At 50.0% G+C, this 22,295-nt stretch carries 17 protein-coding genes; 2 read left to right on the top strand and 15 right to left on the bottom strand.

Annotated features, from left to right (window positions below; genetic code table 11):
• Window positions 1-50: 50 nt before the first annotated feature.
• The 13 genes from atpA to E5331_RS11815 all read right to left on the bottom strand — a co-directional run bounded on the left by atpA (window position 51) and on the right by E5331_RS11815 (window position 13,537).
• Window positions 51-1,625 carry a F0F1 ATP synthase subunit alpha gene (gene atpA / locus E5331_RS11875; protein ID WP_123483165.1) on the bottom strand — a complete coding sequence of 525 codons (1,575 nt, stop codon included), beginning with the start codon at window positions 1,623-1,625 and terminating at the stop codon, window positions 51-53.
• A 4-nt stretch (window positions 1,626-1,629) separates the two neighbouring features.
• Window positions 1,630-2,175 carry a F0F1 ATP synthase subunit delta gene (locus E5331_RS11870; RefSeq protein WP_123483166.1) on the bottom strand — a complete coding sequence of 182 codons (546 nt, stop codon included), beginning with the start codon at window positions 2,173-2,175 and terminating at the stop codon, window positions 1,630-1,632.
• Between the two features lie 4 nt (window positions 2,176-2,179).
• Window positions 2,180-2,674, bottom strand: coding sequence for a F0F1 ATP synthase subunit B (gene atpF, locus E5331_RS11865; protein WP_123483167.1), 495 nt, complete (start codon window positions 2,672-2,674; stop codon window positions 2,180-2,182).
• A gap of 30 nt (window positions 2,675-2,704) precedes the next feature.
• Window positions 2,705-2,950, bottom strand: coding sequence for an ATP synthase F0 subunit C (gene atpE, locus E5331_RS11860; RefSeq protein ID WP_123483168.1), 246 nt, complete (start codon window positions 2,948-2,950; stop codon window positions 2,705-2,707).
• Window positions 2,951-2,996: 46 nt separating this feature from the next.
• A complete protein-coding gene (gene atpB, locus E5331_RS11855) occupies window positions 2,997-4,316 on the bottom strand; it encodes a F0F1 ATP synthase subunit A (protein ID WP_275441192.1) in 1,320 nt (439 codons plus the stop codon).
• Window positions 4,317-4,353: 37 nt separating this feature from the next.
• Complete coding sequence (locus tag E5331_RS11850; RefSeq protein ID WP_123483169.1) at window positions 4,354-4,590, bottom strand: F0F1 ATP synthase subunit delta/epsilon; 237 nt, start codon at window positions 4,588-4,590, stop codon at window positions 4,354-4,356.
• Window positions 4,591-4,633: 43 nt separating this feature from the next.
• A complete protein-coding gene (gene atpD / locus E5331_RS11845) occupies window positions 4,634-6,136 on the bottom strand; it encodes a F0F1 ATP synthase subunit beta (protein WP_123483170.1) in 1,503 nt (500 codons plus the stop codon).
• A gap of 32 nt (window positions 6,137-6,168) precedes the next feature.
• Complete coding sequence (nuoH, locus tag E5331_RS11840) at window positions 6,169-7,245, bottom strand: NADH-quinone oxidoreductase subunit NuoH (RefSeq protein WP_123483171.1); 1,077 nt, start codon at window positions 7,243-7,245, stop codon at window positions 6,169-6,171.
• 54 nt (window positions 7,246-7,299) lie between these two features.
• The gene (locus E5331_RS11835; protein ID WP_123483172.1) at window positions 7,300-8,931 is read right to left on the bottom strand and encodes an NADH-quinone oxidoreductase subunit D; all 1,632 of its coding nucleotides are present in this window, start codon (window positions 8,929-8,931) and stop codon (window positions 7,300-7,302) included.
• Window positions 8,932-8,976: 45 nt separating this feature from the next.
• On the bottom strand, window positions 8,977-9,588 hold the full coding sequence (locus E5331_RS11830; protein WP_123483173.1) for an NADH-quinone oxidoreductase subunit B: 612 nt from the start codon (window positions 9,586-9,588) through the stop codon (window positions 8,977-8,979).
• The gene (locus tag E5331_RS11825; RefSeq protein WP_123483174.1) at window positions 9,579-9,950 is read right to left on the bottom strand and encodes an NADH-quinone oxidoreductase subunit A; all 372 of its coding nucleotides are present in this window, start codon (window positions 9,948-9,950) and stop codon (window positions 9,579-9,581) included. The genes E5331_RS11830 and E5331_RS11825 overlap by 10 nt, the downstream gene beginning before the upstream one ends.
• A gap of 258 nt (window positions 9,951-10,208) precedes the next feature.
• Window positions 10,209-11,207 (bottom strand): hypothetical protein, encoded by a 999-nt coding sequence (locus E5331_RS11820; RefSeq protein ID WP_123483175.1) that lies wholly within the window; start codon window positions 11,205-11,207, stop codon window positions 10,209-10,211.
• 98 nt (window positions 11,208-11,305) lie between these two features.
• Window positions 11,306-13,537, bottom strand: a complete 2,232-nt coding sequence (locus E5331_RS11815) for a TonB-dependent receptor (protein WP_135984966.1) — start codon at window positions 13,535-13,537, stop codon at window positions 11,306-11,308.
• A gap of 138 nt (window positions 13,538-13,675) precedes the next feature.
• Here E5331_RS11815 and E5331_RS11810 point away from each other — a divergent pair, with 138 nt between their 5' ends.
• A complete protein-coding gene (locus E5331_RS11810; RefSeq protein ID WP_123483177.1) occupies window positions 13,676-14,890 on the top strand; it encodes an L-serine ammonia-lyase, iron-sulfur-dependent, subunit alpha in 1,215 nt (404 codons plus the stop codon).
• A complete protein-coding gene (locus E5331_RS11805) occupies window positions 14,883-15,797 on the top strand; it encodes a ribonuclease Z (RefSeq protein WP_123483178.1) in 915 nt (304 codons plus the stop codon). Before E5331_RS11810 ends, E5331_RS11805 begins: the two co-directional genes overlap by 8 nt.
• A gap of 149 nt (window positions 15,798-15,946) precedes the next feature.
• Here the strand turns inward: E5331_RS11805 and E5331_RS11800 are convergent, their stop codons facing one another.
• Together E5331_RS11800 and E5331_RS11795 are read right to left on the bottom strand one after the other, a co-directional pair.
• Entirely contained in the window at window positions 15,947-21,706 is a 5,760-nt protein-coding gene (locus E5331_RS11800; protein WP_135984964.1) for an alpha-2-macroglobulin family protein, read from the bottom strand.
• An 88-nt stretch (window positions 21,707-21,794) separates the two neighbouring features.
• Window positions 21,795-22,280 carry a periplasmic heavy metal sensor gene (locus tag E5331_RS11795; protein WP_123483180.1) on the bottom strand — a complete coding sequence of 162 codons (486 nt, stop codon included), beginning with the start codon at window positions 22,278-22,280 and terminating at the stop codon, window positions 21,795-21,797.
• Between the last annotated feature and the right edge of the window lie 15 nt (window positions 22,281-22,295).

Here is a 22,295-nt window from a genome sequence, read left to right as displayed (position 1 = left end):
GACATGACAGGGGTGGAAGCTGAATGACTTCCACCACTGTATGACATTTTTCAAGATTTATATCGCGAAGCGACCTCTTCGGCACACTGACGCAGTTTGTTTTCCACATCTTCGGTGAGCTTGCCGGCGCGAAGCGTGTCAAGCACATCCTGATTGCGAGATTTCAGAAGCTGGATAAACAGCTCCTCAAATTCGTGGACCTTGTCAAGGGGAACGTTCTCAAGGAGACCGTTGACACCACAATAGATCACTGCCACCTCATTCTCCACGGGCCAAGGCTGATACTGCGGCTGGATGAGCAGCTGCTGATTCTTACGACCTCTGTCGATCACCTTTGCAGTCACCGGATCTATATCGCCACCGAATTTTGTAAACGATTCAAGCTCACGGAACTGTGCCTGGGCAATCTTCAGTGTGCCCGCCACCTTCTTCATCGCCTTTATCTGCGCATTACCACCCACACGGGATACAGAAATACCCACGTTGATGGCAGGACGGATACCCTGGTTGAAAAGACTCGTCTCAAGGAAGATCTGTCCGTCGGTGATGGAGATCACGTTGGTCGGGATATATGCCGACACGTCGCCTGCCTGTGTCTCAATGATCGGGAGTGCTGTCAGCGAACCGCCGCACTTCACCAACGGCTTGAGAGCATCGGGAAGGTCGTTCATCTTCTCAGCCACCTCCTGATTGTTGATGATCTTGGCGGCACGTTCCAACAGACGTGAATGGAGATAGAAGATATCACCCGGATATGCCTCACGTCCTGACGGACGCTTCAGGATAAGTGAAATCTCACGGTAAGCCACCGCCTGCTTCGAGAGGTCGTCATATACGATCAGCGCGTCGCGGCCGGTGTCGCGGAAATATTCTCCGATAGCCACTCCGGCAAACGGGCTGTAGTAACGCATGGATGCAGAATCGGACGCCGTGGCAGCCACCACTACAGTGTAGTCCATAGCCCCGTATTTCTCAAGGGTATGCACCGTAGCTGCAATTGACGAAGCCTTCTGTCCGATTGCCACGTAGATGCAATACACGGGCTTGCCGTCGAGATAGTTCTGACGCTGGTTGATGATCGTGTCGATTGCGATTGCAGTCTTACCGATCTGACGGTCGCCGATGATAAGCTCACGCTGACCGCGTCCGATAGGTATCATTGCGTCGACCGCCTTGATACCGGTCTGGAGAGGCTGGGTCACGGGCTGACGGAAAATCACGCCGGGAGCCTTACGCTCGAGCGGCAGATTGATACGGTCGCCGATGATCGGTCCTTTGCCATCGATCGGCTCGCCGAGAATATTGATCACACGGCCAAGAAGCCCCTCCCCTACAGGAATAGAAGCGATCTCACCCGTGCGACGCACCGACATGTTTTCTGTCACTTTGTTTACATTGTTGAGAAGCACAACACCCACATTGCTCTCCTCAAGGTTGAGTGCGACGCCCTTGACGCCGTTTTCAAACTCCACGAGCTCGTTTGAGCGCACGTTCTCAAGTCCGTAGACGTGGGCCACACCGTCGCCTACTTCCAGCACGGTGCCCACTTCCTCAAACTTGACTTTTGACGTGACGTTGTCAAGCTCCTGTTTTAGAATATCTGATATTTCGCTTGGGTTAAGCATTTTCTCACTTGCTACTTAAGAGGGTTTGACGTAGTTGTTCGAGTTCGTTGCTTATAGAGGCATCCATCCTTACGGAATCGACGTCTATGACGAACCCGCCGATCAGGTCAGGGTTGACCGATTGTGAAAATTCGAGTGTTGAACCTTTGAACGCACGCTCCACCAACTGACGCAACTGTTGCATCTGCGAGGCAGGCAATTCTGCAGCCGTCGTGATGTTGACCTGAAGGATATTATTCTCCTTCCGATATATATCGCGATAGGCAAGCATCATACGGTAGGCGTATTCCGTGCGCTTATGCTCAAGTATCAGCTTGACAAATCGAGCATACGCACCGTCGGTCTCACCACCTGCCGCCGACAACAGGAGCTTCTCCTTATCTTCGGCCTTGACAAACGGATTTGACAGTACCTTCTGCATGTCGGGGGCACTCCGGAAGGAGTCAACCACCCTGTTCATCAGGTCGTATACAGCTTTCGTCGTGCCGTGTTCCGACGCATATTTATACAGCGCCTTTGCATATCTATATGGTATGAGACCGTTGTCCATCAGATCAATTATTCTCTATTTCGTCCAACAATTTGTTTACAAGCTCACTCTGTGCCTTATCGCTCTGAAGATTGTTGCGAACCATCTTCTCGGCTATGTCGAGAGAGAACTTGCTTACTTCATTTCTAAACTGAAGCTCTGCTTCCTTGCGTGACTGTTCTATCGACACCTTGGCAGCATCCATTACTTTCTTCGCCTCCTCGGAAGCCTCTTTCTTTGCCTCCTCGATGATCTGAGATTTCATTTTTGCCGCATCACGCAACATTTCGGCCTGCTGCTTCCTTGCCTCATCGATATATTTCTGAGCGTCGGCACGGGCGGAATCGAGTTGAGCCTTTGCCTCCTTCGCATATTCCACTCCCTTGTCGATTGTGTCTGCTCGCTCGTCCATATTCTTGAGTATCACCGGCCATCCCCACTTCCACAACACTATGAAGAGGATCGCGAAGGCGATAAACATCCAGAAGACCAAGCCTAATTCCGGCGTGAATAATTCCATTATGATAAATTATTACGGTGGTCGATTGGCTTATAGGAAGAGTGCGAGTGCTGATACGATCACAGCGAAGAGAGCCACACCCTCGATAAGAGCCGCGATTACAATCATGTTCGAACGGATATCTCCGGCTGATTCAGGCTGACGGGCAATAGCCTCCATGGCAGATGAACCAATATTTCCGATGCCGATGCCGGCTCCGACTGCTGCTATACCGGCTCCGATTGCTGCACCAAGTGCTGCAAGAGGTGCAACTGCTGCTAAAATCATTGATAACATAATTTTAATGGTTTAATGTGTTATTTGTATTATTTATTGTTTTTCTTTATTTGGTTGCCGGGATGGATACTTCCGTATCTTCCGACGGGAGTTGCTCATGCTTCACCTCTTCATGCTTCGATTCATGATGGCCGTCCTCCTGGCTCATAGAGATAAACAGGGTGGCGAGAAGGGTGAATACGTATGCCTGGATAAAGCTCACCAGAACATCGAGCGCAAGCATGAATATAGAGAAGAGCAAGGAGACCACCACCGAGCCTTTTGCCGCCATGTCGCCGAATGCCGCAAAGATGAAGATCAGAAGCGTCAGCGTGATGACAATCATGTGACCGCCCATCATATTCGCAAAGAGACGGACACACAAGGCTGCCGGCTTAGTGAAGATGCCGAAGATCTCGATAAACTGCATGATAGGCAACGGGAACTTCAGGAACAACGGAACATCGGGCCAGAAAATCTCTTTCCAATAATGCTTCGTGCTGGTGACGTTAGTGACTATGAATACCAACACCGCGAGCACAAGCGTGATGGATATGTTGCCTGTCAGGTTTGCTCCGCCGGGGAAGATCACGATGAGCCCGACAAGGTTCATCACGAGGATAAAGAAGAAACACGTCAGCAGGAATGGCGCGAATTTCTTCGACTTGTCCTTCAGTGTCGACTTTATGACGCCCGTATAGATGAAATCTATCAGCATCTCCATGAAGCCCATGCCCTTGCGCGGAGCCTTCAGACCCTTCCGGGCATACCATCTCACAACCGACATGACCATTGCCGTCACTATAATCACAGTGATGAACAGGGCAAGCACGTTCTTTGTGATGGAGATATCCAACGGACGATATTCCCTGTAGTACTTACCATCAAACAGCACGTAGCCGTCAACCACGCGGTCAACGCCATATTCGCCGCTGAGTGTGGAGTCGGATTGCGCGGCGGCAAGCCTGGTCTTATCTGACTCTGTATCGGCAGGGAAGATTTCGACCAGTTTGTTGGCATGGCTGCTGACATGAGCCAATACGAAACGATAGGTCTTACCATCTTTCTCTATCTCCACAATCTGAGGCACAGCCTCTGTCTCTGTCTTGCCTGTGGCGTCATCAGCCACCTCTTCCATCTTCGTGAGACGGGAGGAGGAAAATGTGATCCATTTGCCATCTTCCGCTCTGACTATCACGGGAAGAGGTATGCGGTAGACATGGCTGAAGGGTACTTCCCAGCCATATCCATCGCCAAGGTGATGGAACATTATCTCTTTGACATTCACCTTGCCCTCCTCTCCGGAGCCGGATGCTTTCATTTCTGCCGGCAGGATGCAGAGAAAGGCGAGGATTGCCAAAACCGTTATTTTTATTCTTGAGTTCATTCCTTGTTGTTTTTACCGATTTCTATCCCTGATGTCGTCAATAGACGCATACTGACACCACGTTATTGTCAACGTCTACCAGCCCACCGCCGATTTCCACACTGATTTCCTCGCCGCCCGGAGTGCGATACTGCACCGAGCCCGCCTTTAACACCGAGATCAGAGAGGCGTGGTTCTTCAACACAGTGAACGACCCGAGGGCTCCGGGCATCGTCACCGCCTCTGCTTCCCCTTTGAAGAGGATTTCATTTGGAGATATTATTTCAAGTGTCATGTACTGGATTTTAGTTGATTTATTTTGTCAGCTGCGGTTTGTCTCATTTCACTTCCGCGAGAAGTTTCTTACCTTTCTCTATTGCCTCATCGATAGTGCCGACATTGAGGAAGGCCTGCTCCGGATATTCATCCATCTCGCCGGAGAGGATCATCTTGAAGCCTCTGATGGTCTCTGCAAGCGGCACCATCACACCCGGAAGACCCGTGAACTGCTCTGCCACGAAGAAGGGCTGCGAAAGGAATCGCTGAGCGCGGCGAGCACGTGCCACGACGAGTTTATCCTCATCTGAAAGCTCATCTACGCCGAGAATGGCGATGATATCCTGAAGGTCGTTATATTTCTGGAGAAGCTGCTTCACTGCCTGGGCGGTATTGTAGTGCTCCTCGCCGATAATATTCGGATCAAGAATACGCGATGTGGAGTCGAGCGGGTCAACTGCCGGATAGATGCCAAGCTCGGCAATCTTACGGCTCAACACCGTTGTGGCGTCGAGGAAGTTGAAGGTGGTGGCAGGAGCCGGGTCGGTCAAGTCGTCGGCAGGCACATAGATAGCCTGTACTGATGTGATACTGCCCTGCTTGGTCGACGTGATTCGCTCCTGAAGCATACCCATCTCTGATGCCAGAGTAGGCTGATAACCTACTGCCGACGGCATACGTCCGAGAAGTGCAGAAACCTCCGAACCTGCCTGAGTGAAACGGAATATGTTGTCGATGAAGAGAAGGATCTCCTTGCCGCCTCCATCGTTGTCGCGGAACTGCTCTGCTACGGTCAGACCGGAAAGAGCCACGCGAAGACGTGCGCCCGGCGGTTCGTTCATCTGTCCGAACACGAGGGTGGACTGTGAATTGTTGACCTCCTTCATGTCGACGTCATGGAGATTCCATTCGCCTTTCTCCATACCCTCCTTAAACTTCTCACCATATTTGATGACACCGCTCTCAATCATCTCGCGGAGAAGGTCGTTGCCCTCACGGGTGCGCTCGCCGACGCCGGTGAACACCGAGAAGCCGTTGTGACCCTTCGCGATATTATTGATAAGCTCCATGATGAGCACTGTCTTGCCTACACCGGCACCTCCGAAGAGACCGATTTTACCACCCTTTGAGTAAGGCTCGAGAAGGTCAATCACCTTGATACCGGTGTATAACACCTCGGTAGAGATTGCAAGATCGTCAAATGCCGGCGCCGGCTGATGTATCGGGCGCAGATGGTCTCTGTCGAGATCCGCGAGGTGGTCGATAGGCTCCCCTATCACGTTGAGAAGGCGGCCCTTCACCTGATTGCCTGTAGGCACCGCGATAGGACGACCGAGATCCTCCACCTTCACACCACGGCGCAGGCCGTCGGTGCTCTCCATGGCGACACACCTTACAGTGTCTTCGCCGATGTGCTGCTCAACTTCAAGGATTAGTTCCTCGCCGTTGTCGCGCACTACTTTCAGGGCGTTATATATAGGCGGGATACATTCTTTCCCTCCCTCAAACGACACGTCGATCACCGGACCGATCACCTGAGTCACTGTTCCGAAATTAGCGCTCATATATTCTTGTAGTATTTATTTCTTGGTTATGTTTAGAAATGCCAGCCGAATGCCACGATGACAGCCATCAGGATAAGGTTGAAAAGCGACAACGGCATCAGATATTTCCATTCGAACGACAGCATCTGGTCAATTCTCACACGGGGGAACGTCCATTTGAACCATATTATGACATACGATACAAAGAAACTCTTGCCCAGGAACCATACGATCGACGGAATATAGTTCATCACGTTGTTGAATCCTTCCCACCCGGGGATATGGAGCGGCATCCATCCTCCGAGGAACATAAGGGAGGCGATACCCGACACGATGAACAGGTTGAGGTATTCTGCAAGATAGAAGAATCCGAAGTGAATACCGGAGTATTCGGTGTGATAACCGGCGGTAAGCTCATGCTCTGCCTCCGGAAGGTCAAAAGGACCACGGTTGGTCTCCGCTGTCGCTGCCACGATATAGATCAGGAAAGCGATGACTGCGGGGATATGGCCTCTGAAGATAAACCATGCCTTATCCTGTGCCCATACAAGCTCGTTGATGTTCATTGTGCCTGACATCACGATGATGGTCATGAGGGCAAGACCGAGCGACAGCTCATAACTGATCATCTGCGCGCCGCTTCGCATTGCGCCGATGAGCGTATACTTGTTGTTGGATGCCCAGCCGGCAAGCAGGATGCCGAGTACACCCACGGAGGAGACGGCGAGGATGAAGAAGATGCCTATGTTGTAGTCAATGATCTGAAGACCATTGCCCCATGGCAGACACGCAAGCATCACTACTGAAGAGGTGATCACCAGATACGGCGCAAGTTTGAAGAGGAAGCGGTCGGTGTCCTTAAGGCTGATAAGCTCTTTGACGAGAATCTTGAACATATCGGCAAACACCTGCAGCAAACCCCATTTACCTACGCGCATAGGTCCGAGACGACACTGGAACCATGCACACAGTTTGCGCTCGTAAAGAATATAGAAAAGGGCGAGCACCGTATAGGTGAGCAGCACCAGCAGAGCTATGACGACACATTCCACGAGAACAGTGGCCCATTCCGGGAGGAAGCCCATCAGAAAATTATTGAACTCGCTGGTCCATATTCCGAAATTAAACATAATTTTTTATTGAAAGTCGTTTGCGGTTGTTTTGTTAAGTCGCTTATTATAGTATTAACGGTCAATATCCGGTATCACAAAGTCAAGGGCGGCACCGATCGTGATCAAGTCAGCGATCATATAGCCCGAGCATGTGAGATCCATGACTCCGACAAGGTTGAAACACGGGCTCTGGAAATGAACACGGTAAGGATTCTTGCCTCCGTCCGACTCAATGTAGACTCCAAACGTGCCACGGCTTGCCTCCACCTGCTGATACCAATTGCCGGCAGGAAGTTTCACCACCTTCGGCACCTGTGCGCGTATATCCCCTTCCGGAATCCTGTCAACAAGCTGCTCAAGAATCTTGCAGCTCTGCTCTATCTCTTTCATTCTCACCATGTAGCGTGAATAAGAGTCGCAACCGGTCTCAAGCACCTCCTCGAAATCAAGTTCCGAATAGATGGAATACGGGTGCTTCTTACGGCAGTCGCAGCTCCAATTGGAGCCTCTTCCGCTCGGTCCGGTGATGGCATAATTGATAGCATCCTCTTTTGAAAGATGACCCACTTTCTTAAGACGGTTCTTGGCGATAAGGTTGCCGCTGAACACCTTGTGATACTCCTTCAGACGCTCCGGCATGATGCGAATAAGCTCCTTTACGTCTTTCACGAAATCAGGATGAAGGTCGGCAATCACGCCGCCTATCACGTTATAGTTCATCGACATACGTGCACCGCAAGTCTTCTCAAAAATATCAAGCACCATCTCACGCTCACGGAAGCCGTAGAAGAATGCCGTGGTTGCGCCGAGGTCCATGGCAGTACAGCCAAACGATAGCAGGTGGCTGGATATACGCATCAGCTCATCCATCATCACTCGTATCACCTCTGCCCTCCGCGGAATCTCAAGTCCCATGGCCTTCTCGATACACATACAGAGGCAATGACGGTTCTGGTGGGCGGACATATAGTCCATACGGTCAGTGAAATGAAGGATCTGCGGATAGGTCATCCCTTCGCAAAGTTTCTCAATTCCACGATGGATATAGCCGGAAACCACGTCTACTTTCTTCACTGTCTCGCCATCTACGGCTGCACGGAAACGCATCACACCGTGGGTAGAGGGATGCTGCGGACCGATGTTGACCACATAGTCATCCTCCTCAAACACCTTGCCGGGCACTGCCTTCACCTTGCCGGAGGCATCCTCCACGTAGCTGACCGTGTCATCCTCATTCTGCTCGTCTTCAGCAGGTATGGGGTTGAGTTTCGGATCAGCATCGTAGTCTTTTCTCAAAGGATAGCCCTTCCAGTCGTTGCGAAGGAAGAACCTGCGCATATCCGGATGGTTGATAAACTTTATGCCGTAAAAGTCGAATACCTCTCTCTCCTGAAAGTTAGCCACTTTCCACAGATCGCTGACGCTATGAATCATAGGATTCTCGCGATCTGCCACTGCCACCTTGACAGATATGACCTCCCAGTTGCGCGACGTCGACGTCAGATAATATACCACGCCGAGAGAATCTTTCCAATCCATGCCAACCACTGCGGTAAGGACATCGAACTCAAGTCCTCTGGTCTCTTTGAGAGCCTTGGCAAAGCTATGCCAGTCTTTCTCCTCGACTGTCACCATCAGGGTCTCGCCCTCTGTGAAGACAGCTCCGGGAAGAATACTGCTGATTTTTTCTTTTATATCGCTCATCTTGTCTCTTGGTTCCAATATAATCTTCTACTTAATCAAGGGCTCTCAATCTATCCTACCCTTCTCCTCGGGATGCTGTGCGAAGAATTCCGCGATTTTCTCCTTGCGGTTGACGCCTCCGAAGAATTTCTGCACCTTGATCTTACGCTGCAACTGCATCAGACCGTAGAACATTGCCTCCGGACGGGGCGGGCAACCGGGGATGAACACGTCGACCGGAAGGATATGGTCAACACCGGGCACTACACAGTAGGAGTTTTTGAACGGACCGCCGGATACGGCACAACCTCCGCACGCTATCACGTACTTAGGCTCGGCAAGCTGCTCATACAGACGACGGAGCACCGGCGCCATGCGATGCACAATCGTGCCCTGCACCATTATATAGTCGGCCTGACGGGGTGAGTTACGCGCCACCTCAAAGCCGAAACGAGCCATGTCGTAGCGTGCTGCGCCAAGGCTCATAAACTCTATGGCACAGCAGCTCGTGCCGAAACACAAAGGCCAGAGTGAGTTGGCTATACCCCAATTGATCAGCTGATCAATCTTGCCTACCATCACATTCGCTCCCGTAGCATTGAGTTCCTCCACGAGTTTGTCGATATACTCGTTGTCTTTGAAGTCCTCATGCTTCATGCTCTTGATCTTCACTTCCATTGCAACGCTCCTTTCCGCCATGCGTAGGCAAGGCCCATAATAAGCACAAACATGAAGATGCCGATGCACAGAAGACCCTGCGGACCAAGGCTGCGCATCACCACTGACCAAGGATAGAGGAACACTGTCTCCACATCAAAGATAAGGAAGAGTATGGCAAAGATATAGTAGCCAGCCTTGAACTGAATCATTGACTTGCCACGCGTTGGTATACCACACTCATAAGGCTCCGACTTCTTGACAGAATACGATTTCGGAGAAATCAACTTCGCTATCAACAAAGCAGCAAATACAAGACCGATGCCCGTCAACGTGGCGGTCACTGCCAATGCATTGTTGCTTATCTCCAACAAAAGATTCATATAATCGTCTTATTTTTAAATAATTATTCTCTCAACTTTTTATTTTGACCGGGTTATGGTACTCAATCATTTGCAAAGGTACGAAAAATTATCGTTCTTAAAAATTTTTATTGCACATAAATTTGACTTTTATGCAACTTTTATTTTCTATTTCCAATCTCCGTAATACTCATATCCACTCTCATGACAAAAAATGAGGAAGCCTTTTTCTGACTTCCTCATTATCTGTAGGTAGATTTATCGGACGATGGATACAGATCACATGTTCTCGGGAATCTTGACGTAGCTGCCGGAGAAGTAGCCCTTGTAGGTGTCGGCCACGCTGAATTCCATTCTGGTGCTTGTGAGCCATGAGTTTGTCATCACCATCTTGAACTCATTGAATTTAAACGTCGGATAGGGAGTAAATTTATCCGGATCCGGGAGTGCGGGAAGATTCCCTTCCGGAATCAGAGGAATGATATCCTTTCCGCTGATCTCATAGCTTTCGCCTTGGAAGGTTATGTCAAGACCCGGAATATAGATAGCTGCCTTCTCTGGCTCTTTGTCGGAATCTGAGAATTTGGCATTGTAGATAACTATGCCAGCTTTCTTCTTATCAAGGTCCATGATCACCCTGTATACCATCTTCTCGCTCTCAGCCATTCCCGACATGCCGTTGGGTAGAGAATACGAAGTGTTGGTCTTGCCGGCATAGAAGGCATCGCAGAAGAAGGTCTTCACCTTATATTCTGACCCGAAATCATACTGTGCCACCACAAGCGGAGATATATAGCCTGTCATGTTGGGATAGAACACGGTGCCGGGGATGTAAGAGATCTTACCCTTTTCATCCTTCTGTGTGGGAGTGAACACCTTGTTGGGCAGGAAATCTTTAGGGAGATTATCGTATGCACTCAGCATGAAAGTGCCGTTGCTTATCTCATATCCTCCTGATGCCGGATCGCTGCTAACGTTCTTGATTATCTGCTTATATCCGCCGACGTTGACCACGGGATAAGTCTGAGTTACAAACGTGCGGGCAGTATTGTTGATGGAAAGACTGGTAGTCGAAACCGACATATCCCATAACGATGCCGACATCTTGCTCTTGAAGGTATAGGAACCGTAAGACATTGTCGGAGTGGTGCCATCCTTCGGAATCACGAAGTTGCAGGTGGGATAAGTCATCGTCTGCTCATTCTCTCCGTTGCCGGTGTTGCAGGCAGTCAGAAGAAGCGAACATCCCGCAAGTGCGTAAATCAACTTTTTTTTCATTTCAATTATATTTATGTTATTGGTTATATTATTTTTTCAGTTTTCGACATGAGCATACGCCCACTTTTTTAGAGACATAATACCGGCATACCCTCAGCTCAGAAATTGTATCTCAACGTGGCTCCAAGCTCCAAGCCTCTCCCCCTTTGCAGAAACTCATTACCCATCGACTTGAAATAGAACGTATGGTATTTCGTGTCAGTAAGATTCTTTCCCCAGAGTTGGAGAGAGAGCCGGTCATCCCCCAAGGTTATACCTGCCCCGAGCAACGCATAAAAATTCTGGTGTTCGGTGTTCGATTCGTTCCAATAGATATCACCGGTGCCGCGTATGTTGACATCAAAAGTCACATCTCCGAGCCACGCCACCCCCGTAGGCACACTCCAGATACCCTGCACGAAGAAGGTATTTCGTGGCGCGTAGGGAAGATATTTACCTTTGTAGTCGCTGATACCGTCATTGAATCGGATGAACCGTGCATTAGTATAACCATAGCTACAGTTGAGTATCAGGCGGTCGGTGAGCTCTGCATTTACAGAAATCTCTCCGCCGAAACTGCGGGTGCGTCCGGCATTCGTCATGATGCGTCCGGTAGTGGTGCCATCAGGGAACATGGTCAGCTGCTGATCGCGGCAGTCTATGTAGAATGCAGCAAGATCAAGTCTGACGCCTATCTCCGGGAAAAGAAGATGGCTGCCTATCTCGTAGTTCCAACTCTTCTCCGGCTTATAAGAAACGATACGGTCAACGTCATATTGTGTGCCGACGCCCATCATCACCATAAGCCGTTGTTGGAGTACATCACTGAACATCTGCGTGTTAAATCCTCCCGCCTTATATCCTTTAGAAACTTTAACATAAATATTGCCCCCATCCTCACCCAAAGAATAGGTTGCCGACAATTTAGGAAGCAACGTGAGGAAGTCGCGGGAGATGCGCCCTTCGTCATTGATGTATATCTCTGTGTCGCGATAATATTCATATTTCCCGTCGGTGAGCTGATATATGGCATATCCCGTGTCACACGAGCTGAGATAGTTCAGCACCGATTTCTCATAATCCAGACGCAACGCCGCGCTTAGAGTCCATTTGCCGAGAGTGAGGTCCGATTCATGATATGCAGATAGTCCCCATGTTGGGATTGTAAAATTGCTATTGAGTGAAAATTCTCTTGTATTCCAACTTATTGGATACATCGGATTGGCTTCATTACGGTGCTTCTCAATAAGATCGGCGATGCCACGGTCCTTGAACGTCACGGGCGCATCCATATCAAGATGCTTATAGAATGCAAAGATTCCGGCAAGCCATCTGTAGCTGCCGTCCTCCTTCCCTTTCACCACGATATCCTCCGTCAGTGCCGTCTCACGTTTCTTCTGCGTGAGCGTGAAGAAATCCTCCGGAAGGAAATCCTGGTCGAGGGTCATATTGTCATTGATATGCTGCACCGACGTGATTGATGCCACGGAATAGTTGTCGCCTGAGTATCTTATGGCAAGACCATCCGTAAACGTGAAACGATGATAGAAGCAGGTGTCGTTGTAGGCTATCTCTCCCGTCTCTTTCCATTCGTAGGGATACCCTCCCTGTTTCAGATAACCGGCGGCGGCTGTGTTCTGAAGATTCCAGCCATCCTTGAAACGCCAGTGGAACTTGACCCTACCGCTCCAGTTTCGTTCATGATCCACCTTCTTACCGTTATATTGGTTGGTGAAAACTCCATCGCGGCTTCCGTAGGCTCCCACAATGGCTAATCCGGCACGCGAATTAAACTTATGATACCATCCGGCAGAGATCTTGATTGCCTCCCCTGATCCATATTCCGCCATAAGACGCCATCCCTGATAGCGCATTGGTGAGAGGGTGGTGACATTTATGACCCCCGCCATCGTGTTGCGCCCATAGAGTGTTGACTGAGGTCCGCGAAGCATCTCTACGGAAGCGATATCGGGGATATCGAAATCGTAGGCATCCTTGTTAAGATATGGCACATTGTCAACGTTCAACCCTACCGACGGCTGATCCATGCGTGCGCCTATGCCCCTCACATAAATTGACGAGGTCATGCGTGAACCGTAGTCCGGCACGTAGAAGTTGGGAACCACATCCGAGATTCCCTTTATAGCCGCCACTCCAAGGCGTTCGAGTGCTGACCCGCTGAGAACAGTAGCCGCTTCCGGCTCATCATTCAGACGCGCCATCTGCTTGACTCCTGCGACATTCACCTCCTCAAGCATCACACCGACAGTGTCCGGACGCACCTCATCCGCTCTCATCATGAGAGGTACGCATCCCAGTCCGACCGACATTATAATTCCTATCTTTTTCACACCGCAAAATTAACGAGAGTCAGCGATGCCTGCAATCCTCATTTCTGATGATTTTATCGCCGGCTGACAAAGAATAGACAAGATATTGGATAAAACGCCTTTATTTATTAATTTTGCAAATCAGAAACTGAATTAACCATGAAATCTATAAAGGAACTATACAGAATAGGCACAGGTCCGTCATCAAGCCATACAATGGGACCACGAAAGGCCGCAGAGATATTTCTCTCCAATCATCGCCACGCATCGGGATATGAAGTGATATTATATGGAAGCCTTGCCGCCACAGGCAAAGGACACATGACTGACGCTGCCATCATCGACGTGTTGTCGCAGAGCGACCTTCCGGTAAAGATTATATGGAAGCCCGACGTATTCCTGCCATACCACCCCAACGGCATGACATTCCGTAGCCTTAACGCCGCCGGATTGCCATCCGATGAATGGACGGTCTACAGCGTCGGCGGAGGTGCTATCGAAGGGGAAGGTCTCGCCCACGAAGGTGGCGCGGAAATCTACGGAAAGAATACCATGTCGGAGATCATGGACTATTGCGACCGTAGCGGACGAAGCTACTGGGAATATGTGGAGCAATGCGAAGGGAAGGATATAAACAATTTCCTTGATGAAGTATGGGCTACTATGAAAGCTGCCGTTGAAAAGGGTCTGGCTACCGACGGACGTCTCCCCGGTCCGCTTAATCTGCGAAGAAAAGCACGCGCATACTACATGAGGGCTGAGGGATATCGCGACAATCTGCGCTCCCGCGGACTCGTATTCTCTTACGCACTTGCCGTCAGTGAGGAGAATGCTTCCGGTGGCACCATCGTTACAGCTCCTACGTGCGGAAGCTGCGGTGTGGTGCCTGCCGTGCTCTATCATCTTTGGAAAAGCCGTAATTTCTCCGATATGGAGATACGCCATGCCCTCGCCACTGCCGCCCTAATAGGCAACGTGGTGAAACACAACGCAAGCATATCGGGTGCAGACGTAGGTTGCCAGGGGGAAGTGGGCGTGGCTTGCGCTATGGCTGCCGGTGCCGCCTGCCAGCTGTTCGGTGGTTCTCCCGCACAGATAGAATATGCTGCGGAAATGGGTCTCGAGCATCATCTCGGCATGACCTGTGACCCTGTGTGCGGACTCGTGCAGATTCCATGTATCGAAAGAAATGCATACGCCGCCGCCAGAGCTTTGGATGCCAACATTTATTCCTCGTTCTCCGACGGACGACACCGCGTCAGCTTCGACAAACTGATTCAAGTGATGAAGGAGACCGGCCATGACCTGCCGTCTCTCTATAAGGAGACCGGTGCCGGCGGTCTTGCGAAAGATTATAAAATAGATAATGTCTGATTTCAAGATTCATACTTTAGGCTGCGGTTCCGCACGCCCATCCCTTAGGCATCAACCCTCTTCCACGGTGGTAAATCATCGGGGCAACCTATTTATGGTAGACTGCGGTGAAGGGGCACAGCTCGCCTTTATGCGACAGCGGCTTTCGTTCAGCCGCCTGCAACATATCTTCCTCACTCATCTTCATGGCGACCACGTGTTTGGTCTTCCCGGTCTTATCGGAACGCTTGCCCTTAACGGGACGGGCGGACACATCACCATCCATACGTTTGAGGAGGGGATGAAGCAACTCTCAGCAATCTTCGATTATTTCTGCCGCGACACCCCTTTCGATATACGGTTCAACGTAATCAAACGCGAAGAGGCGGTCATATTGGAGACAAAATCCCTTACCGTAAGGACCGTACCGCTCAATCATCGTGTGCCTACCGTAGGTTTCATTTTTGAGGAGAAACCGAAGGAGAGGCATATCAAGGCTGACATGACTAAGTTTCATGAGGTGCCACTTACCATGATGCGGCGTATTAAGGCGGGTGAGGATTTCGTGAAACCGGATGGAACCGTGATCTGCAATGCGATACTGACCACTCCCCCATCCCCCTCCCTTTCGTATGCCCACATAAGCGATACTGCCTACATGAAGGATCTGTCTCAGAAGATTGGTCCTGTAGACCTTCTCTTCCATGAGACAACATATCTGGAGGAGCACAAAGCAATGGCGGCACCACGCGGTCATTCCACCGCCCGACAGGCAGCAATGGTGGCAAGAGATGCAGGAGCCAAGGCTCTCCTCACGGGTCACTACTCCTCCCGCTATAACGACGACACTCTCTTCCAAAAGGAGGCCGCCGAAATCTTCCCCAACGTCATCCTCAACCGTGAGGGACTGGTAACAAATGTTGGTTAGCCCCACTCCCCAAAAGGGAAGCTAATGAGAAGGTACAGAACTGGAGACGGCTGAAGAATTACCAAGAGTGTAATTCTTCAGCCGTCTCCTTTATTATTTCACTTGCTTCTCAACACCCCCTTTAGGGAACCGAGGGGTCTAACCGGATATTATCTCACTATCACTACCTCACCGGCAGAATGTGCCACCTGCAACGGTGAGTATTGACTCTGAACTGAGGCGATACCGATTGAGTAAGTACCCTCTCGGTCAGCATAGCAATCATAGGTGATCACATTGACACCTTTCGGAAGGAACTCAATGAAGAATGACGTGCGCGAATCCCTTACCTCCCTATAAATGCCAAGACCATCCTGAGATGTATAGCCCGACAACTGGTCAGCAGGTTCGAACGCTGCCCCACGCTCATCCGTGATCGCCACGTAATTCATATCCTTGTCGCAAGTCAGGGTCAAAGTCACACGAACCTTGTCGCCCACCTTTATCTGCGACTCTTTAGCCACCTCTCCCGCAGGGGTGTCAGTGACAACAAGAAGTTGCTTCCTTATCTTCAGATTCTCGCAACTTTCTGCCTTCACATCCTTCATCGGTGCCACATACTGACTGATGACTCCGCCCCATGCCGGACCGTCGCCACCTTTTCGTATGGTCAACCCCTTGCCCGACGCAAGTTCTGCACTTATCGGAAGGGTCATAATCCCTGTCAGCATCTCGCCCTCAGGCAAGCTGAGCGTGTTGTCGCCAAGCTTTATCTCCGGAATGCCTGTCGATGCACTCCAGTCAGAGCCACTTGACAATATCGACTGTATGACCTCTACCGTATTGGAGTTGGCACCCCAGTCCTCTGTCTCCTTCTGCAGAACGAGCCACTGACGAAGACCATCCACAGCCTGTGCCTTCGGTGAGATTTCAGAATATGCCTCAAGCACTGTAGCGGTGGTCGAAAGCTTATCCCAACCGTTGTAGCCCGACGACAGATTGTCATACCACCAGCCTTTCGTCTCATCTTTTGAGGCATACTGGTTGAGTGATTCCAATATAACTCCTGCTGTACGCTCATACCCGTTGCTTCGCGACATCAATATGGCTGCAATCGCCTTCTCCTTTACAGAGAATTTCTGCCACTCCTCCGATATACGTTTCAACGCCTTATTCTTCAAGCCGGAGAATCCGGAAGGTCCGTTGCCGGCATCAAAGAAACTGCGCACATAAAGATAGTCAAGCATATCGTATACTGAGAACTCATGTTTTGACTTCACGTAGTCGTCATATTCCGACTTATCACAATAAGCAATACCCTTACGTATCATGGCGTTGCAACCATCAGGAAGCGCACCGGTCTTCTTCATCATACCGAAACGCCGGAGCACTTCCCGCGTCATAAACGATGATGAGCGCATATCCGGGCACCAGCTCCAACCTCCGTCGGAGTTCTGAAGACCCTTAACCTGATCAAGTATCGAAGCCACGGCTGAATCAGCACCCTTCTCATCAAGCAATGTGTTGAGGCTATGCATGCGCAGCGTCTCTGCCGACGCATTGTTTACCCATGGAGTGTTGATAAGCTCCACAGTCTTCAGTTCGGCATCCTTCTCAAGATTTGATTTGAGAGCATCACGTGCACTCATGGCGTCAGAAGCAAGCACCTTCTCAATGCCACTCTTTATGACAGGATATTTACGCGTGATCGTTAGTGCCGTTGAATTGGCATAGAGAGCACGCATCAGTGCCACGACATTCTTAGATTCAGGAGAGGAAATCGACGGGAGAGCGAGCACACATTCCCAAATCGGATTGTCGCAATATTTCAAAGTCAGGTTGGCATCCTTTCTGAACTTCGGCAATCTCTTCACAAATGAATCCTTATCTGCTCCAAGATAGAACTGCACAGACTCTATCACGGGAGTTGACGAAGGGAGAACCGGGATGACCGTCTGCTCCCCATCCGAGTGATTCTCTCCGTAGGCATACGCTCGCATACCGACAGCCGAAAGGTCGGTCGGCACATGGAACCTCACTGCAATCTTTCTGTTTGCCGACGGCTTGGTGAGTTCTGAAGCGGAGCGTTCTGATGCTATGGTCTTACCTGTCATCGGGTCAAACAGCTCTATTTCGCCATATAGATGCAAGTCATGATCGGTATTATTGAAGAGCAGAGCGGAAACTTCCACGTCATCCCCTGTGCGGACAAAGCGCGGAGGATTACTCTTCACCATCACCTCTTTCGTCGACATGGCATCCTTCAGCATACCTGCCGTCAGAAGGTCGTCGGTATAACCCATTATCTGGAACTGCCATGTGGTGTTGAAATTCGGGCTGTCAAACTCCACCGACACGTTGCCGTCGGCATCCCCTTTCAGATCGGGCATGAAGAAAGCAAGCGGCATCTCCACCGGACGAAGCTCCACCTCCTCACGGGCAGCGGCTCCACCATCAGCATTGACAACCTTACCCTCTTCCAGCACGGCTTCATCCGCCGCCATATCTACAGGATCCGGTGCCGCGGCTGCCAGATTGAGAGAAGTGGTCTGAACAGTAACCAACACCTCTTCCGCTTCTGCACTCTCCTCCTTGACGTCATTGATCCCTCTTATCATCACTCCTGCTGAACGCGCTGCCGTCTTATACATCACCATACGTCCGCCACCTCCGGAAAAACCATATCCGTAGGTCTCCCAATCCGGTATCGGATCACCTACCCGGTCATAACGCGGCAATGTGGAGAATGTGCCTCGCGGTGAGATGGAGCCGATTCTTGTATTTGATACGAAAGTATTATCAAAACCAGATCCTCGCCCTACGTTGAAACTCCATGCGAACGGCGACAAGGCATTAAGCGATTTGTCAGTCATGACTGCAAACGCCGGAATATTCTTTACAGCATTTCCATCGACCGTAAATTTAAAACGCCATTGTTCATGCGAGCCCGACGTGATGTTGCTGCGGAATGATTCTGCCTTAACCGACAGTTTCTTTTCAGCCGATGCCGGAAGGATCTCCACCTTCGTTACCTTCTGATTGAATTCATGCATACCGCTGAAAGCCACCCATACGCGTTCGTTACCCTGTGGAGCCGCTACGCTCAGACTCTTATTGTCGCCATCTATCTGAACCCATTCGCGGCTGATTATGCCGTCATCTCCGGAAACAACCGCAAGAATCCAGGATCCAGCATATCCGCTTCCAAACTCCACATCTACCGACGAGGAACCCTCAGATGCCACGATCTTATGGAGTGGCACCCACAACGGAGTCTTATATGGAGCCTTGCGGTCATCCTTACGCCATATCACAGTCTCTGTCTCGCTTTTCAGCGTATCGCCGGAGAGACAGAACGCCAATTTATATTTGCCTGACGGAAGATCTGATGAATTTAGTATCAATGTCGGGCTGTCAAAGGTGCCGGAAAGGATTGTGGCATCGCCATCGGTATTGACAACAGAATAATCCACTCTCTTCCCCACCGGAAGACCGAGTATGTCATATACCGGCACATTGAAACGCACCTCCTTATCCGAAGCGCACACCTCTGACGGTATTGACGGATTTACACTGAATCCCTTCCCTATCGAGAATCTGAACGGGGATGCTTTCTGAGTCTCGCCTGACGGGGATGTGGCATCAACGTTGAGCGTGTAGGCTCCATATTCGAAATCGGTGCCTTTCAGATTCTCTGTAGGCAACGATATGGTAAACTTACCATCGGCATCGCTCTTGACTTCACCTCCAAACGTGGCGTCAGGATTAGTGCCATGCCACAGTCTCCACCAGGGATTCCATGATATATTGAATTTCACATCCGCTCCATCCAGAGGCATACCGCTGTAAGTCTTCACCACGCCCGTAAATTTCAGCAAGTCGCCTGCCTTATAATTCGTGGTGGAATCTGCATTTATCTCCACGTAGAAACCCGGAGCCTTGTATTCAGCGACCTCCACATTCCCCCTTGCAGCAACAGAGGGCTTATATTTTTCATAGATTGCCTCAAGTGTAAATGTACCGAGCAATCCGTTCTTTGGAAGATCAAACGCACCGTTACAGCGTCCGTCGGCATCAGATGTCAGCGACAGCGTATCGACAGGATTATAGTTTGCATCACGCAGCACCACACTGAGTGATTCATTCTTCAGCAATCTGTTACCCTCTCGCGAAGGCAACCAGCCTACAATGCCGAATTGAAGACGGTCGCCGGGCTTATAGATTGCCAAATCCGTGAATATATTACCTACAGCCACCACCTTTTCGTCGTTCTTATAATAGCCGTAGCTGCTCCACATTTCCGCTACAGACTTACCCTTGGTGGCTTTCACCCGATAATAACCCTTCGGAATAGAAAATGCACCGTTGGCATCCGAGACTCCCGACTTTACAAGCTTGCGTCCGTCATTGGAATATATTTTCACGGATGCACCTGCCACAGGACGCTGATCGCGGGAATCCACCACATAGACAACGCCGGAATCCTTCTGTGATGAGTTCGAAACCGTTACTATAGAAATATCCGTCACATTGATCGCTCCTATCGACCATTGCTCCAGTCTGTTGCGCCAATCCTTGCCGAGCGAGGATGTGGGCGAAGGCAATGCCACGTAACGACCAGGCTCCAATGCAGGAATATCAAATTCAAGTTTCTGCGAGAATGGTATCTCTCCCGAAGCCGACAGCGGAATGGATGCAATCTTGACTGCTCCTGTCGGGAAATTCTTTATCTTTACGGAATTGACCGTAACCATAGATTCCGGCACCTTATATATAAGCACGTAGGCACTGTTCATGTTGCGCACGTTGACCTTACCCTTGCCGGGAGTGTTGCACATCATGACATCCGGCACGTCAATACGCACCACAGCCTGAGCAATCATTGCCATATCATACTTCACCATCCCGACGCCAACAGCTTTCGGGAAACGTTTTGTCCAATCCTCCATCTCTCGATAGAGTGCCACAGATTCCGGAGAACCGACAAATTCCGTATTCGACAGAGAGTGATAATATTCATTCAGCACAGTAGCAGCCCAAGGGGTGGAAGAGAGACGTTTCGCCCAACCCTGCAGGAAATTCGTCTTCTCATCCCTATCCAGCATGGCGGCACGCTGCACCACGGCTACAGAAAGAGCTGACGCATCAGAATCCTTTTCCCGAAGTGAGAGAAGGGCGTCAAGCATCTCCATACCCTTATTCTGGCATCTGTCGGGATACGACAAGTTCTGCTGGGTCATATCCGTTCTGAAAGGTATGACTTTCGTCTCCGACCCGTTGCCGAATGAGTTGAGAAGGGCAACTGATCTATAGACGATAAAATCATACACGGTCAGATTCCAATCCTGTGCATCTTTCGTATCGGTCAGCAAAGGGGCTATCTTTGCAATCGGCATACCCTCGGCATCCTGCATACCTGCCGACACCTTGTCAATCAGTTCAAGGGTCTTTTTAGCAAAAAGGCTACCGCTCCAACTATTCGGGTCGTCGGGATAAGAATCCGTCGGCAAGTTGCGGCGATTGTAGTCCCAGGCATTCTGCCTGTAAAGACTCACGTATAATGTAGCCTCAAGCAGATATGATAACGACGAATATGGAGCCGGAAGAATATTAGCTGCCGAATCGATCATCGACACGTTGGCTTCAAATGATGACTGCGACACTTGCTGACGCGCCACTACCATCTGTATCGCCGCTTTCAGAGCCTTCACCCCGTCGCGCTCATCAAGCGCAACAGAGAACTGCGCAGAGGCATCTTTCTCAACTGTCTGTGGAAAGGCAAAATCCGGATTTTCAAACGTAGATTGTGTCATTTTCTGCTTTGGTGTTGAAGTTGATCCCTTTGCCGCTGCCGACAATGGGATTTGCAGGATAAGCAACAAGGCAGTCAACAGGACTGCCTTGCATTTATGGGTACGAATCTTTATCATAATAAATTGGTCATAATTAAAATGTTTTGGTCATGGAGTAAAATCCTTAATCACCTAAAATCTATTTAAACCTAAGATATTCACCTCGTTAACGGTTGTGTCCCTTACGACCTTTATGACGCATCTCCTCCATCTTCTTCCTGAACTTATCCTCAGCGGATTTCATCTGGAAAATCTGCTTCTGTGTCAAGAATTTTGAGAATTTCTCGTCATATTCCTTTGCTATTGCAGCATCTTCTGTCTTAGCCTTGTTCCAGGCATCCGTCACAGCCTGATAGTCTGCTTCCGTAGCATCGGCATTCTTCTTTACTTTTCGTTCAAGCTCTCGCGCAGACTTCATCGCGGCAAAGCGTTTTCTACTCATTTCATCATATAGCTCGAAGAATTTCTGCTGCTGATCCTCCTTCAAGTCCATTTCCTGAGCAAGAAACTTCATCTTGAACTCCTGTATCTCCCGGAACATCTGTTCCTTCGACTTCCCCTCCGGAGGAGGGGGACAACATCCTGCTGAAGCCATGGCGTTTCCGGCTGCCATCACTATCAGCATCAATGAAAGTAATATGTGTTTTACCATAATTATTCGGTTAAG

The sequence above is a fragment of the Lepagella muris genome (assembly GCF_004793975.1).
Classification (GTDB): domain Bacteria; phylum Bacteroidota; class Bacteroidia; order Bacteroidales; family Muribaculaceae; genus Lepagella; species Lepagella muris.
Note: the sequence above shows the minus strand (reverse complement) of the source record. Positions and strands in the feature narration are given on the sequence as shown.

Coding starts and splice junctions, on each gene's coding strand:
- atpA (WP_123483165.1), bottom strand. CDS start 1,625: ATGCTTAACCCAAGCGAAATATCAGATATTCTAAAACAGGAGCTTGAC.
- E5331_RS11870 (WP_123483166.1), bottom strand. CDS start 2,175: ATGGACAACGGTCTCATACCATATAGATATGCAAAGGCGCTGTATAAA.
- atpF (WP_123483167.1), bottom strand. CDS start 2,674: ATGGAATTATTCACGCCGGAATTAGGCTTGGTCTTCTGGATGTTTATC.
- atpE (WP_123483168.1), bottom strand. CDS start 2,950: ATGTTATCAATGATTTTAGCAGCAGTTGCACCTCTTGCAGCACTTGGT.
- atpB (WP_275441192.1), bottom strand. CDS start 4,316: ATGAACTCAAGAATAAAAATAACGGTTTTGGCAATCCTCGCCTTTCTC.
- E5331_RS11850 (WP_123483169.1), bottom strand. CDS start 4,590: ATGACACTTGAAATAATATCTCCAAATGAAATCCTCTTCAAAGGGGAA.
- atpD (WP_123483170.1), bottom strand. CDS start 6,136: ATGAGCGCTAATTTCGGAACAGTGACTCAGGTGATCGGTCCGGTGATC.
- nuoH (WP_123483171.1), bottom strand. CDS start 7,245: ATGTTTAATTTCGGAATATGGACCAGCGAGTTCAATAATTTTCTGATG.
- E5331_RS11835 (WP_123483172.1), bottom strand. CDS start 8,931: ATGAGCGATATAAAAGAAAAAATCAGCAGTATTCTTCCCGGAGCTGTC.
- E5331_RS11830 (WP_123483173.1), bottom strand. CDS start 9,588: ATGGAAGTGAAGATCAAGAGCATGAAGCATGAGGACTTCAAAGACAAC.
- E5331_RS11825 (WP_123483174.1), bottom strand. CDS start 9,950: ATGAATCTTTTGTTGGAGATAAGCAACAATGCATTGGCAGTGACCGCC.
- E5331_RS11820 (WP_123483175.1), bottom strand. CDS start 11,207: ATGAAAAAAAAGTTGATTTACGCACTTGCGGGATGTTCGCTTCTTCTG.
- E5331_RS11810 (WP_123483177.1), top strand. CDS start 13,676: ATGAAATCTATAAAGGAACTATACAGAATAGGCACAGGTCCGTCATCA.
- E5331_RS11805 (WP_123483178.1), top strand. CDS start 14,883: ATGTCTGATTTCAAGATTCATACTTTAGGCTGCGGTTCCGCACGCCCA.
- E5331_RS11800 (WP_135984964.1), bottom strand. CDS start 21,706: ATGATAAAGATTCGTACCCATAAATGCAAGGCAGTCCTGTTGACTGCC.
- E5331_RS11795 (WP_123483180.1), bottom strand. CDS start 22,280: ATGGTAAAACACATATTACTTTCATTGATGCTGATAGTGATGGCAGCC.